Consider the following 14,529-nt stretch of genomic DNA (forward strand, 5'->3'; position numbering starts at 1 on the left):
CTACCGCTTGTCAATCACCTTGATCAATTAACCGGCAGGTGGATGCACCGCGCCGCGATACCCCAGTCATCTCTACGTGAAATCTGCCATCTGCGCGGCGCGTGTCCGCATTTTCTTTCTGACTTCCACATCCATCACTGTGGCGGCTCGTGCCGCCTGAGGACAACCTATGAAAATCATCGGGATTTCGCCCCACCGGCGCAACTTCCTGCGCAAGGCCGTCGGCGCCGCGCCTGCCGTGGCCTTGCTGGCCGGCGCCGGCGGCGGCCTGGCCATGGCCGTCTCCAAGGACCAGCCTGCCTATAAACCGCGCTTTTTCGACGCCACCGAATGGGCCACATTGAGCGCGCTGGTCGACCGGCTGATCCCCGCCGACGCCGAAGGGCCGGGCGCGCTGGAAGCGGGCGCGCATGAATTCATCGATGCGCAGATGAACACGCCTTATGCGTATGGCGCGCTGTGGTACATGCAGGGGCCGTTCGTGCCCTCGATCGAACAGTTCGGCTACCAGTTCCATATGGCGCCGCGCGAGCTGTACCAGAGCGCCCTGGCGGGCGTGAATGCGGCCGTCAATAAGCAGTCCGGCAAGCCTTTCGTGCAGCTGAACGCGGCCGAGCGCGACGCCGTCATCACGCAATTGCAAAAGGGCACCCTGGACATCGGCGCAGTGCCGTCGAAAATCTTCTTCAACCAGCTGCTGCAAAACACGCGCGAAGGCTATTTTTGCGACCCCGTGCACGGCGGCAACAAGGACATGCTGGCCTGGAAGATGGTGGGCTTTCCTGGCGCGCGCGCCGACTACATGGATTGGGTGGAGCAGTATGGCAAGAAATATCCGTTGCCTCCCGTGTCCATAGCGTAAAACTTTTAGTACCCGATCAAAGAAAAAGAAAAACCATCATGAGTGATATCAAACCCGATGTAAAAATGAAGCCTGTCGATGCCGTGATTGTCGGCTTCGGCTGGACCGGCGCCATCATGGCCAAGGAATTGACGGAAGCGGGCCTGAACGTGGTCGCGCTGGAGCGCGGCGAATACCGCGACACCTATCCCGACGGCGCCTATCCGAAGACCCTCGACGAGCTGACCTACATCCAGCGCAGCAAGCTGTTCCAGGATATGTCGAAGAGCACGTTCACCTTCCGCCACAGCATCACGGGCGTGGCCGTGCCGTATCGCCAGATCGGCGCCTTCAAGCCTGGCACGGGCGTGGGCGGCGCGGGCTTGCACTGGTCGGGCATGCACTGGCGCGTGTTGCCGGAAGAGCTGCAGATCCGCAGCCACTACGAACGCCGTTACGGCAAGAAATTCATTCCCGAAGGCATGACGATCCAGGATTTTGGCGTGACCTATGCCGAACTGGAGCCGCACTTCGATTTCGTCGAGAAAGTCTTCGGCACCTCGGGCCAGGCGTATAAAGTCAACGGCATCGTCGTCGGTGACGGCAATGTGTTCGAGGGCGACCGCTCCGACAATTACGCGCTGGCGCCGCAAAAAGTGCCGTACACGGCCGAACTGTTCCGCCGTGCGGCCAAGGCCGTCGGCTACCACCCGTTCGTCAACGCCTCGTCGAACGCGTCCGGCCCGTACACGAACCCGTACGGCTGCCAGATGGGGCCGTGCAACTTCTGCGGTTTCTGCTCCGGCTACGCCTGCTACAACTATTCCAAGGCCTCGCCCAACGTCAACATCATGCCGGCCCTGCGCATGGTGGCGAACTTCGAGCTGCGCGCCAACTGCAACGTCGTGCGCATCAACCTCGACGGCAGCAAGGGTGGCAAAGCGCGCGCAACAGGTGTGACCTATATCAATGCGGATGGCAAGGCCGTCGAACAGCCGGCCGACCTGGTCATCGCCAGTGCGTTTGCCTACAACAATGCGCACCTGTTCTTGCTGTCGGGCATAGGCAAGCCATACGACCCCGTCAGCAATGAAGGCGTGGTGGGGCGCAATATCGCCTACCAGATGATGTCCACCATCCAGACCTTTTTCAAGGAAGACACGAACACGAACCCGTTCATCGGCGCCGGCGGCACCGGTGTCGCGCTCGATGACTGGAATGGCGATAACTTCGACCATGGCCCGCTGGGTTTTGTGGGCGGCTCGCCCGCCTGGTGCAACCCGGCCGGCTCCAAGCCCATTTCCGGCATCGCCACGCCGGACGGCACGCCCGCCTGGGGCTCGGCCTGGAAGAAGGCCGTCAAGAAGAGCTACCTGAACACGGTCTCGTTCGATTGCCACGGCGCCAACATGACTTACCGCGACTGCTATGTCGACCTGGACCCCACCTACACGGACAAGTATGGCCAGCAATTGCTGCGCTTTACCTTCGACTGGAAGGAAAACGACATCAAGATGAGCCGTTTCGTCACCGACAAGATGATGAAGGTGGCCGAGGCCATGAATCCGGAATCGATCAAGGTGTCCGTCAAGAGCGTGGGCGACCACCTCGACTTGCGCAACTACCAGACCACCCACTGGGCGGGCGGCACGGCCATGGGCGCGGACCGCAAGACCAGCGTCGTCAACCGCTACCTGCAAAGCTGGGACGTGCACAACGTGTTTGCCGTCGGCTCCAGCGTGTTCCCGGTGGGCATAGGCTACAACCCGACGGGCCTCGCTTGCGCGCTGACCTACTGGTCGGCCAAGGCCATCCGCGAGCAATACCTGAAAGATCCCCGTCCCCTGGTCGCTTGATAAAGAACAAGAAGATGAACAACACATTCACCCATACCGTGGGCGCGCTGCTGCTGGCGCTCGCTTCAAGTACTGCCTGGTCGGCTACCGCGACCACCCCGAACGCCCAGCTGATACGCCAGGGCGAATACCTGGCCCGCGCCGGCGACTGCATCGCCTGCCACACGGCCGGCACGCAGGGCAAACCGTTCGCGGGCGGCCTGGGCATGGAAACGCCGATCGGCAAGGTGTATTCCACCAACATCACGCCCGACAAGAAGGCCGGCATCGGCGACTGGAGCTTTACCGATTTCGACAAGCTGATGCGTACCGGCGTGACCAGGCACGGCTATACCGTGTATCCGGCCATGCCGTATCCGTCGTACTCGCGCCTGAGCGAAGCGGACATGCAGGCGCTGTACGCCTACTTCATGCATGGCGTGAAGGCAGACCCGACGCCGAACAAGGCGGCCGATATTCCGTGGCCGCTGTCGATGCGTTTCCCGCTGACCATCTGGCGCTGGGCCTTCGCCCCCACGCCGCAGCCGTATAAAACGCCGGCCACGGGCGATGCGCAATTGCTGCGCGGCGCTTACCTGGTACAGGGCCTGGGCCACTGCGGCGCCTGCCACACGGCGCGCGGCGTGGGCATGCAGGAAAAATCGCTGACGGATGAGGGCAACACCACCTTCCTGGCGGGTGGCGGCGTGATCGACGGCTGGTCCGTGCCTTCGCTGCGCAATGAACATGGCGGCGGCCTGGCGCGCTGGAGCGCGGCGGAGATCGCCGAATTCCTGAAAACGGGCCGCAACAGCCATACGGCGTCGTTCGGCGCCATGAACGACGTGGTGGCCCATTCCATGCAGCACATGACGGATGGCGACCTGGCGGCGATGGCGAAGTACCTGAAGTCCTTGCCGCCATCGAAGCCAGGCACGCCGGCCTTCGTGGCGGACGACAAGCTGGGCAAGCAGTTGTTCAGCGGTATCGTCAACTCCAAGGGCGCGCAGCTGTACCTGGACCGCTGCGCCGGCTGCCACCGCTCCGACGGCAAGGGCTATGACAAGGCTTTCCCTGCGCTGGCCGGCAATGCCGTGCTGCAGACCAACGATCCCACCTCGGCCATCAACATCGTGCTGTCGGGCGGCGCCGTGCCGGCCACGCGCACGGCGCCGTCGGCGCTGACGATGGCGCCGTATGCCGACATCTTCAATGATGAGCAGACTGCCCAGGTGGTGACGTTTATCCAGACCAGCTGGGGCAATCGCGGCACGCCCGTGACGGCGGCACAGGTGGCCAAGGTGCGCAAGGTCTCGGTGCCGGTGGCGGCGTCGCAGACGGAAGCGACGTTTGCGGCAGGCCGCCACGGCACCTTCCCGCCCGTGGCGCGTCAGCCGCACCTGAAGGATGCGCCGGCGAAGTAAGCTGACGTAACGCAAGACGAAAAAAATGCCCGCAGCATCTGCGGGCATTTTTTATGGGGAGTGCTGACTGCTTATTTCATCCACAGACGCATCGAATCCCAGGCGCGGCCGAAGATCGTGGCCTGGTTGATGGTTTCCAGCGCCACGACGGGCAGTTCCAGCAGAACCTTGTCGTCGACCATCATTTTCAGCTTGCCGACAGGGGCGTTTTCAGCCAACGGCGCCACCAGCGGGTCCTTGCGTTCCAGCACAGGTTTCATCTTGGCCGCCGTGCCTTTTGGTACGGTGACGAGTACGTCGCGGGCGAAACCGATTTTCACGGTGCCTTTCGAGCCTTTCCACACTTCCGGCGTGGCCACGGCCTGGCCCTTCGAGTACAGCTTGACCGTATCGAAGTTCTGGAAGCCCCAGTTCAGCAGCTTCTGGCTTTCCTGCGTGCGCGCCTGGTCGGACGAGGTACCCAGCATGACGGAGATCAAACGGCGCTCGCCGGTGCCGCCTGGACGGCGGGCCGAGGCGATCATGCAATAGCCGGCCGCTTCCGTGTGGCCCGTCTTCATGCCATCGACGGTTGGGTCCAGCCACAGCAGGCGGTTGCGGTTAGGCTGGGTGATCTTGTTGTACGTAAAACTCTTGATGGAATCGATTTTATAGAATTCAGGATAGTCGGCGATCACGCGCTGGGCCAGCACGGACAGATCTTGCGCCGTGGAATAGTTATCCGGGCTAGGCAAACCATGCGGATTGGCAAAACGCGTGTTTTTCATTCCCATGCGCTGGGCTTCGCGGTTCATCAGCACGACGAAGGTGCCTTCGTCGCCGGCGACGGCTTCAGCCAGCGCGACGGCGGCGTCGTTACCCGATTGAATCATCAGGCCGTGCAGCAAGTCGTCGATCGAGACGGGCGTGGCCGGGTCGATGAACATCTTCGAGCTGCTCGAATCAACTTTCCATGCGCGCACGGACACGTTTACCTTCTGGTCCAGCGCCAGTTTCTTTTCGCGGATGGCGGCAAACGTCAGGTAGGCCGTCATGATCTTGGTCAACGATGCCGGCTCGATACGGGCGTCCGGATCTTGCGAAGCAATGATCTGGCCACTGGTGGCGTCAAGCAGCAGCCAGGATTTGGCGGCGATGCTCGGTGCAGGAACGTGCTGGGCGTGGGCGGCGGATAGGAAAAGTACACTGGAGGCCAGTGCCGCTAAAAGTTTTTTCATGGAGGCTGGTCTGCGAAAAAGATGAAGGCTGAGGGCCACGCAGTTGCTGCGTACGTGGCCGCGTGGAAAAAACGGATCAATTATAGCCGTGGAGGCGCTAGTAAGCCCACACTTCAATGATCATCCGCTGCAATTGCGGGTTTGTCACCATGCCACAGCGCAATCACGAGGTTCTTGATGTGGTTGAGCTTGCGGTGGAAAAAGTGGTCGGCGCCGGGGATCACGATCACGGGGATGTCTTGTGGACGGGCCCAGTCGAAGACGGCGGACAGGGGAATTGTGTCGTCCAGTTCGCCGTGGATCAAAATGGTGTCGGCCGGAATGTCGGCCATGGCCCATTTGCCGGCCGCGCTGCCGATCAGCGCCAGACGCTCGGCGGGCGTGCCGGCGGCGGCCAGGCGTTCCTGCAGTTTCGATTGCACGAAGGTGCCGAACGAGAAACCGGACAAGGCCACGGGCAAGCCCGGATACAGGCCGACCATGTGTTCATACAGCAATTGCATGTCGTCCGTCTCGCCCGCGCCATGGTCGTGCACGCCTTCGGAAGCGCCCACGCCGCGGAAGTTGATGCGCGCCACCACGTAACCGAGGGCGACAAACGCGCGCGCCAGGGTTTGCGTGACCTTGTTATCCATCGTGCCGCCGTACAGCGGGTGCGGATGGGCAACGAGGGCGATGCCGCGCGGAGTGTCTGCCGGGAAATCGAGCAAGCCTTCCATGCTGCCCGCATGGCCGGCGAGGGTAAATTTTTCCGAGTTTCTGTTCATGATGCTCATACTGGTGGCGTAGGCTTAAATTAGGATTAAATATGCGGCTTAGATTTTCAGACGTTCGACGATCTTGCCGCCCACCAGGTGGGTATCGATGATCTCGTCGATATCGCTGGTGTCGACATAGGTGTACCAGGTCGCTTCCGGGTAGATCACCAGCAGCGGGCCTTCCTCGCAGCGGTCCATGCAGCCGGCCTGGTTGATGCGGATCTTGCCCGCGCCATTCATGTCGAGTTCCTTGATGCGGCGCTTGCAGTGCTTTTGCGCTGCTTCCGCGCCATGGTCGCCGCAGCTGTTGCGGCCATCTTCACGTTTGTTCATGCAGAAAAAACGTGGCGTTCAAAATACGGTGCGTCGCTCATACTATGCTCCTGCTGATTCATCAATGCGCCATGATAGCGCTTATGGGTGGTCTTCGCGACGCTGGCGCTGCACATCGTCCTGCCGGTTCAGGCGATGCGAGGGCAGGCACAGGAACCACAGGGCCACGAAGGGCCACAGCAAGGCCAAAAATTGCGCCGCGCCATTAAAGTTGAGGAACTTGCCTTGTACCCAGCCTTGCAAGGTTGACATGAAATACGGGTTGATCGGCGTCGTATTCACCATCACCAGGCTCAGCAGCAAGGTGGCGGCCGCGATGCGGCGCTGCGCCACGTGCGGCGCGAAGGCCAGGCCGCCCAGCATGATCAGGCCGATCAAGAAGCCGCCCTGGGCGCCCGGCGTGATCCAGACGAAGGCGTTTTGCGGCGAAAACAGCAGCGCGCTGGCCATCGAGCGCACGATCAGGGCGGCGGCGATCAGGGTCAGCATCAGGATGGCGCGCGGCGCGGCGCGGCGCAGCAGGCACAGCAAGGTGAGCACGGCGCCCGTCATGCCGCAAGCCGTGATGATGGTTTCTGAAAGCCAATATTGCTCGACCGTTAAGATCACGTCGGGACGCAGGTACGCGGCCAGATCGATGTCGATGCCCGTCAGCTGCGACAGCCAGTCCGACAGGATGGGCAGCAGCTGGCCCAGGCCGAACAGATAGCCTTGCGGATAGATCTGCGCCAGCGGCCACAGGGCCACCAGCACCAGGCCCTGGCTGGCATGCTGGGCAAACCAGCGCTGGCGCAAGCGGTACAAATGGCTATGGTCGAGCAGCTTGCGCGCCGTCAAGGCGCCGATGATGGAGCCGATGCAGCAGCCGGCCGCATTCGTATAAAAATCCAGGTTCGACGATACGCGGCTGGGCAAATAGGTCTGCACGGCTTCCATGCTGCCGGAAATCAGCATGCCGCACAGGCTGGCGACGATAACGGCAAAGAAACCTGTGATCCTTGGAAACAGCGAATACACGATCAAGGCGCCCAGCGGGATGTAGCCGACGACGTTGATGCCCACGTCAAAGCCCGTCCAGTAACGGGGCATGCGGGTGTTTTCCAGGAACGTCAGCGGCGACAGGCCATTGCTGTGCCAGCCCGTGAACGGGAACCAGCTGGCGTACACGATCAGGAAGACGTAGGCGAGCAGGGTCGCGCGCGACACGGGCGAGGAACGGACGGGCGGCAGCGGCGCCGCCGGGCTGGCGGAGGGTGCGGGCTCGGTCATTCTTTCGGGATATTCAGCGTGCCCAGCCAGGTGAGCAGGTCGGCGGCGATGGCGTCCGAGGCGGCCGCCAGCGCCTGCGCGCCGCCTTGCGCATCGGCGCTGCCGGCCGGACCGCTGCGGCTGAAGGTTTTCTGGTCGATCAGGCGGTGGCCGCGGAACAGCGAGGCGCGCAGCGACACATGGCCGCTGCTTTGCGTCTGCGTGTCAAACGCTTGCGAAAAATCATCGACGTCGATGCGCAGCAGGGGAATACCGGCGGCCGCGTCCGTGGTCGACAGCACTTTCACGCCGCTTTGCGCCACGCGCGTCTTCAGGCGCTGGCTGAACAGCTGCAGCGGCGGCGTGTTCCAGCGGTTGTAGGCGTACGGCCGCGATTGCTGCGCATCGGCGTACAGCAGGCGGTAATACATGCGCTGGCTGTCCAGCCACGAAGGGCCGTTGGCGTCGGCGATCACCAGCACGGGCACGGCTGGCACGGCGGCCGGTGCGGCCGCCAGCGGCGCGGCAGGGCCGAAGTCATAGAACGTGGGCACGGGGCCGCGGCTGGCGCAGCCGCCCAGCAGGACGGCGCCGGCCAGGATGAGTGCGGTGAGATGGCGTGGGATAGGCATGCGGTGTTCTCCTTATTTGCCGGGCGCCGAAAAACCGGGCTCGCCCGGGCCGGGCGGAATGTCTGGGGCGCCGAACAAGATGCTCTGCGGCTGTTCATTGAGCGTGCTCATGGTGGTTTTCAGGGCGCGCATCGAGGAGCGCGCCTCGCCGCTCAGCTCGATTACCTGCGGCAAGACTTCCAGCGATACGCCATTCGCCACCGTTTCCACGGAATGGCCGACCTTATCGACCGTGCCATTGACCTTCTCGAGCACGCCGCCGGGCGCCTGGATATCGTTACCGAGTTTTTTCCACGTGGCCGTCAGGTCCGACACGTTCTTGCTGGCCGTGCTGACGGCCGTCAAGGTTTGCCGCGTCTGTTCCGTCAGTTGCGGCAATTGCGTCAGGGTCGGTTCCAGTTGCTGGGGAATGGCGCCAAAGGCCTTGGCCGCCTTGCCCACTTCATTGAAGGCGCCCAGCATGGCCGCCTGGTTGTCGGGGCTGAGCAGATTATTCACCTTGTTGGTGATCTGCTCGGCCTGGTCGAGGATGCGCTTGCCCCGTTTTTCCAGCTGGTCGAGCAAGCCCGCGCGCAGGGGGATCAGCGACGGTTTGTCCTTGCTGGTGCCCAGCAGTGTCGAGCCCACGTGCTCGTCGTCGAGCTGGATGTAGGCGATGCCCGTCACGCCCTGGTAGCCGAGCGTGGCAAAGGTGGTGTTGGTGACGGGCGTGTCGGGCGCCACGCTGATGTGCACGAGGATTTGCCCCGCCTTTTGCGTGTCGAAGTCGATGGCGTCGACCTTGCCCACTTCCAGGCCCCGGTAGCGCACGGTCGCCTGCGGGTTCAGGCCCGGCACGGACAGGGTGGTGGCGAGCAAATACGGGACTCTTTCTACGCGGTCGCGGTTGAACCAGACGCCGAACAGGATGGCGGCCACCAGCAGTGTCAGTGTAAAAAATCCCGTCATCAGGGCATGTGATCTGTTTTCCATTACTTCTCCGCTTTCTTGTCTGTGCCGGCGTCGTCGCCTGGCTGTGTCGCCTTGGCTGCCGCCTGTTTTTCATCGAGGACGGCCAGCGCGCGCTTGCCGCGGTCGCCGAGGAAAAATTGCTTGATGAACGGGTGGTCCACTTCGATCACCTCGCGCGTGGGCCCGATGGCGATCACGTGTTTTTCCGCCAGCACGGCGATGCGCGTGGACAGGGCGAACAAAGTGTCGAGGTCATGCGTGACCATGACGACCGTCAAGCCCAGCTCGCGGTGCAGCGACTGGATCAAGGAGACAAAACTTTCCGACAAGTCCGGGTCCAGGCCCGCCGTCGGTTCGTCGAGGAACAGCAGCTTCGGCTCCAGCGCCAGGGCGCGCGCCAGGGCCACGCGCTTGATCATGCCGCCCGACAAGTCCGACGGCATTTTCAGCGCATGTTCCGGACCCAGGCCCACCATGTTCATCTTTAATAATACCGCGTCGTGCACCAGCGCCTCGGGCAGCACGCGCAATTCGCGCATGGGCTGGGCCACGTTGTCGAACACGGTCAGGGCCGAATACAGGGCGCCTTGCTGGAACAGCATGCCCCAGTGGTTGCGCAACTGTTGCAGCTGGTCGGAACTTGCCTTGTTGATATCCTCGCCAAAGACTTTGACGCAGCCCCGTGCCGGATGTTCCAGGCCCAGCATCTGGCGCAGCAGCACCGTCTTGCCCGTGCCGGAGCCGCCCACGATGGAGAGGATTTCGCCCCGCTCGATTTCCAGGTTCAAGTCCTGGTGCACGACGGTGCGGCCGAACTTGGTCCACAGATTGGTGATTTCCACCACGGGCGCGCTGCCGTGCAGGTTGAACTGGCCTTCCTTGCCGGTGCCGCAGGCGATATCGGTGTCGTCCGCCATCAGTAGCCCACTCCATTGAAGACGATGGCAAACACGGCGTCGGCCAGGATCACGACGGTGATGGCCGTGACGACGGCGGTGGTGGTGCCGCGCCCCAGGCTTTCCGTATTCGCCTTGATGCGCAGGCCGAAGTGGCAGGAGACGAGGGCGATCAGCATGCCGAAGATCACGCCCTTGCCCAGGCCGATCATGTAGTTGGCCAGCGGCACGGCATCGGGCAGCTTCTGGATGAAGTAGCGCGCCGACAGATTCAGTTCCACCTTGGCCGCCACCATGCCGCCGATCAGCGCGGCCGTATCCGTCCAGATGACGAGCAGGGGCATGGAAATGGCCAGGGCCAGCACTTTTGGCATGATCAGGCGGAAACCGTGCGAAATGCCCATCACTAGCATGGCATCGAGCTCTTCCGTGACGCGCATGACGCCCAGCTGCGCCGTGATGGACGAGCCGGAGCGGCCGGCCACGAGAATGGCTGCCAGGAGCGGCCCCAGTTCGCGGATGACGCTCATGCCCAGCAGGTTGACCAGGTAGATGTCGCCGCCAAAGGCGCGCAGTTGCTGCGCGGACAGATAGGACAGCACGACGCCGATCAGAAAGCCGACCAGGGCCGTGATGCCCAGCGCCTGGAAGCCCGCATGGAAGATATTGGCGGAGATTTCACGCCACGGCCCGCGCATCGGGTGGCGCGCGAAGCGGCCGATATCCTGCGTCACCTGGCCGACAAGGGCAATAAACCCCTTCAAATGTTCAAAAAACAGCAAGATGGCCATGCCCAGCTTCATCACGGGCGTGAGGCGGTTGGCGCGCGACGGCGGCGTTTGCAGCGGCCCCGTCTCTTCGATGCGCCGGAAAAACTCTTCCTGCGATGGCGCCAGGGTCAGCTGCGCGGGGCGCTGCTTGCCCCAGGCATTCCAGAACAGCTGGGCGCCGATATGGTCCATGCTGTCGATGGCCGACAAATCCCATTGCGCCTTGGTATCGCCCTGCAAGGGCTTGAGCTGGGCCTCGATGGCCTTGATGGCATTGTCATGCGCCAGTGCGTGCACCTGCCAGGTGCCGCTGGCAGTGACAAGGGCTCCCTGTTGGGAGCTGGTCTGGGAGAGGGTCAGTTTCGGCGATTGTACAGTCGGCATCGCGCCAGTTTAAGGGAGAATGGCGCAGACCGCCACCGCTGTTCAATCGCCGGCCCCTCAGGACGCCAGGTGGCGCGCCTGCCGCTGCGGCAGGGCGACGTCCGGGCGCACCTTGGTGTTGTTAGTACTCACTTCGCTGGTCTTGGCGTGCGCGGCCGCCTGCGCGCCGCCCGCATAGTCGCTGGCCAGCAGGGCGTTGGCCTCGGCCGCGCTCATGCCGCGCGTCTGCAGCCATTGCGCCACCAGCTTGGCCAGGCGCTCCATGGCGATGCGGTGGGTGGCGTCCGTGTGGGCGTACAGCCAGTTCGAAAAGTCCATGAAGTTTTCAAACGGCGCATCGCCCAGCATCCATTGCACCGTATTGGCGAAGCGGCCCGAGTTGGCCACCAGGTCCCAGTAGCGGGCGAAGCGCACGAGGCGCTGCATGCTCATGAAATCGAGCTGTTTATTCGCCAGGATGGTGTACGGCGGGTGCGGGTCGAACACCATGCCATAGTTTTCCGTATGCCGGATGATGGGCGTGCCGCGCAGCCGCTTCAAGATGCCGAACTGGATTTCATGCGGTTTCAGGGCCACCAGCTTGTTGAAGCCGGCCGCGAAGCTCGCTTCATCCTCGCCCGGCAAGCCGGCGATCAGGTCCACATGCAAGTGGGCGTTCGATTCCTCGCACAGCCAGCGGATGTTATCGGCCGCCTTTTGGTTGTCCTGCTTGCGGCTGACCAGCGATTGCACGTCCGGATTGAAACTCTGGATGCCGATCTCGAACTGCAGCGCGCCGGGCGGGAACTTGCTGATGCCTTCTTTCAAGGCGTCGGGCAAGTGGTCGGGCACCAGCTCGAAGTGGGCGTAGATGGGATCGTTGGGATTCGCTTCGATCTTGTCTAAAAAGAACTGCATGATCTTCAGACTGGTCTTGATGTTCAGGTTGAAGGTGCGGTCGACGAACTTGAACAGGCGCGCGCCGCGCGCATGCAGGGATTCCATCTCGGCCAGGAAATTCTCCAGGGCGAAGGGCCAGGCCGTCTTGTCCAGCGCCGACAGGCAGAATTCGCACTTGAACGGGCAGCCGCGCGACGCTTCCACGTAAATCGTGCGGTGGCGGATATCGTCGTCTGTATACAAGGAGTAGGGCAGCTGCAGTTCCGCCAGCGGGGCTTGCACGCCCGCATGGATCTTCATCAGCGGCTTCGGCCCGTTGAGGATCTCGCCGCACAGCTTGGGGAAGGTGACATCGCCCCAGCCCGTGATCAGGTAGTCGGCCAGTTTGACGATTTCCTGCTCGCCCGCCTCATGCGACACTTCCGGCCCGCCCAGCACGATGATGACTTCGGGCGCCACGCGCTTGAGCATGGCCACCAGTTTCGTCGTTTCCTCGACGTTCCATATATACACGCCAAAACCGATGATGCGCGGCTTGTTCAGCAGGATGCGTTCGACCAGTTCCGTGGTTTTCGTGCCGATGACGAATTCCTGCAGCCGCGTTTGCGCTTGCAGCGGCCCCATATTGGCCAGCAGATAGCGCAATCCCAGCGAGGCGTGGGTATAGCGGGCGTTCAGGGTGGAGAGCAGGATGGTCATGGGAGGCGTTTGAATCGGCGAAACCGCTATTTTACGCTGTCGCGTCAGCTGTGCGCTGCGGCCACAAATGCCATGTTACCATTTGTCAATAATTACTAACTTGTCAATGCTGCGGCGGGTAAAAAGGGATATACGGTGCTGGCGAAAAAAGTACTCAATAAGAAAGTTCTGCTCGGGGCGCTGGCCGGGGTGGCGCTGGTGGCGGCCGCGCTGGTCGGCTACCGGGTCTTCGGCTGGGGCGCGCTGGGGCCGGTCAACGGCCTGAAGCTCGATTTATCCCGGCCCGACGCGCTGGTCCGGACGAAAAGCCTGTCGGCCTTGCCGCGCGACCTGCTGACGGTGCCGCTGGCGCGCGATGTGCTGCGCGAGGATTTCCTGTTCTATTACGAGCAGAGCGAAGACCGGCTGGGCCTCAAGGGCAGCCTGCGCCGCATCGCCTATGAACATGAATTGGGCTGGGGCGACCAGCTGCTGCGCATGGTGCTGGACCAGCCGGCGGAAGTGGCCCTGTGGCGCGATGCCGACGGCTCGCTCAAGCATTTCGCCATCGCCGTCTCGCGCAGCCAGCTGACGCGCCTGCTGGAAGAGGCGGGCAAGATCGCCTTGAAGGATACGCAGATGCGCGTGGCCGGCAGCTTGCGCGTCGATGGCGGCCAGGTGCCCGTGTATGCGCTGAACTATGCCTACCAGCGCACCTTGCTGTTTGCCGCGCACGGCCAGCGCCTGGTCATCCTGTCCCATCCCGGCATGCTGTACGGCGGCAGCGACGGCAAGCATGGCGATGGCACGGCTGAAAAAATAGTGGCCAACCTGCTGGCGCCGGAGCCGGCGAAACAAAACGTCTTGCATGCGCAATTTCATCTCGACGGCGCCGCGCCCGAGGGACACAGCATCGCCGTCAAGGCCGACTTCCTGTCGTTCGGTTACCAGCCCTTCTTTGGCGCGCTCGAAGCGTTGCGTTTCGATTTTCAACAGGGCACCTGGCAATCGAAGGTGCTGCTCAATGCCGATAAACTGAAAAACGGTGCTTATGACAGCAGCGCCCTGTGGCCCGTGCTGCCGCATAACCCGAGCGCCTGCTTCAGCGTGCCGGTGGACTGGACCGCGCTGCAGCCCGTGCTCAAGCGACTGGGCGACAAGGCGTCCGAGCCGGTGGCGCCGCTGGCCGGCCACTTGCAAGGCCCCGCCGCCGCGTGCTGGTACGGCACTTCGCGGCTGCATACACCCGTGTTCGTGGCCACGCGCAGCGCGCAGGCCGGCGACGACGCTGTATATGGCAGCCTGTTCGCGGCGGCCATCGGCGGCAAGGACCCCGTGCGCAAGACCACCGGCAAGGACGCCAAAGGTGAGTTCGTGCGCTGGGAGCGCAGCGTCGCCACGGCACTGGGCCAGTCCACGCCGGCGCTGGCCGTGGCCGGCAATACGGTTGTCTTCTCCGCCGACGGCAAGCTGGTCGACCAGGTGCTGGCCGTGCGCCGCAAGCAGGCGCCGGCCGCCAGCGACCTGCTGCCCGATGGCGCGCGCACGATCGGCCTGATCGCACCGGCCTCGCTGGCCCGCCTGATCCAGCTGGAAGCCTTCGATACCCTGCCGGCGAATAACGAACCGGTCTTGCGCGCGGCCGCCAACGAACACCTGGTGCCGCGCCTGGACGCCCTGAAA

11 protein-coding genes and 2 pseudogenes are annotated in these 14,529 nt (G+C 63.0%); 4 read left to right on the plus strand and 9 right to left on the minus strand.

Translation table 11 applies throughout. The features are described 5' to 3' along the window. The first annotated feature begins 169 nt into the window (after positions 1-169). Genes ACRHIG_RS04595 through ACRHIG_RS04605 form a run of 3 tightly spaced genes read left to right on the plus strand, consistent with a single transcriptional unit; the run spans position 170 to position 4,100 of the window. A complete protein-coding gene (locus tag ACRHIG_RS04595; protein WP_489629501.1) occupies positions 170-862 on the plus strand; it encodes a gluconate 2-dehydrogenase subunit 3 family protein in 693 nt (230 codons plus the stop codon). 38 nt (positions 863-900) lie between these two features. Then, positions 901-2,697: a GMC family oxidoreductase gene (locus ACRHIG_RS04600; protein WP_046683272.1), complete on the plus strand. Its 1,797-nt coding sequence runs from the start codon at positions 901-903 to the stop codon at positions 2,695-2,697. Between the two features lie 14 nt (positions 2,698-2,711). Continuing rightward, complete coding sequence (locus ACRHIG_RS04605; protein ID WP_489629502.1) at positions 2,712-4,100, plus strand: cytochrome c; 1,389 nt, start codon at positions 2,712-2,714, stop codon at positions 4,098-4,100. 71 nt (positions 4,101-4,171) lie between these two features. Here ACRHIG_RS04605 and ACRHIG_RS04610 read toward each other — a convergent pair whose 3' ends face one another. From ACRHIG_RS04610 to ACRHIG_RS04650, 9 genes and pseudogenes are all read right to left on the minus strand, one after another. After that, positions 4,172-5,317: a D-alanyl-D-alanine carboxypeptidase family protein gene (locus tag ACRHIG_RS04610; protein WP_489629503.1), complete on the minus strand. Its 1,146-nt coding sequence runs from the start codon at positions 5,315-5,317 to the stop codon at positions 4,172-4,174. Positions 5,318-5,430: 113 nt separating this feature from the next. Then, positions 5,431-6,084: an alpha/beta hydrolase gene (locus tag ACRHIG_RS04615; RefSeq protein ID WP_070291993.1), complete on the minus strand. Its 654-nt coding sequence runs from the start codon at positions 6,082-6,084 to the stop codon at positions 5,431-5,433. A gap of 48 nt (positions 6,085-6,132) precedes the next feature. After that, positions 6,133-6,449: pseudogene (locus tag ACRHIG_RS04620) on the minus strand ((2Fe-2S) ferredoxin domain-containing protein). 40 nt (positions 6,450-6,489) lie between these two features. Continuing rightward, a complete protein-coding gene (locus tag ACRHIG_RS04625) occupies positions 6,490-7,677 on the minus strand; it encodes a VanZ family protein (RefSeq protein ID WP_489629504.1) in 1,188 nt (395 codons plus the stop codon). After that, on the minus strand, positions 7,674-8,288 hold the full coding sequence (locus ACRHIG_RS04630; protein WP_489629505.1) for an ABC-type transport auxiliary lipoprotein family protein: 615 nt from the start codon (positions 8,286-8,288) through the stop codon (positions 7,674-7,676). The genes ACRHIG_RS04625 and ACRHIG_RS04630 overlap by 4 nt, the downstream gene beginning before the upstream one ends. 12 nt (positions 8,289-8,300) lie before the next feature. Beyond that, positions 8,301-9,260, minus strand: a complete 960-nt coding sequence (locus ACRHIG_RS04635; RefSeq protein WP_489629506.1) for an MlaD family protein — start codon at positions 9,258-9,260, stop codon at positions 8,301-8,303. Beyond that, on the minus strand, positions 9,260-10,156 hold the full coding sequence (locus ACRHIG_RS04640) for an ABC transporter ATP-binding protein (RefSeq protein ID WP_489629507.1): 897 nt from the start codon (positions 10,154-10,156) through the stop codon (positions 9,260-9,262). Before ACRHIG_RS04640 ends, ACRHIG_RS04635 begins: the two co-directional genes overlap by 1 nt. Continuing rightward, positions 10,156-11,289, minus strand: coding sequence for an MlaE family ABC transporter permease (locus tag ACRHIG_RS04645; protein WP_121670653.1), 1,134 nt, complete (start codon positions 11,287-11,289; stop codon positions 10,156-10,158). The genes ACRHIG_RS04640 and ACRHIG_RS04645 overlap by 1 nt, the downstream gene beginning before the upstream one ends. Positions 11,290-11,346: 57 nt before the next feature. Then, positions 11,347-12,867 (minus strand): B12-binding domain-containing radical SAM protein, encoded by a 1,521-nt coding sequence (locus tag ACRHIG_RS04650; protein WP_489629508.1) that lies wholly within the window; start codon positions 12,865-12,867, stop codon positions 11,347-11,349. A 198-nt stretch (positions 12,868-13,065) separates the two neighbouring features. Here ACRHIG_RS04650 and ACRHIG_RS04655 point away from each other — a divergent pair. Further along, a pseudogene (locus ACRHIG_RS04655) lies at positions 13,066-14,514 on the plus strand (DUF2138 family protein); the annotation flags it as partial. Between the last annotated feature and the right edge of the window lie 15 nt (positions 14,515-14,529).

Source organism: Janthinobacterium sp. C22 (assembly GCF_057919405.1).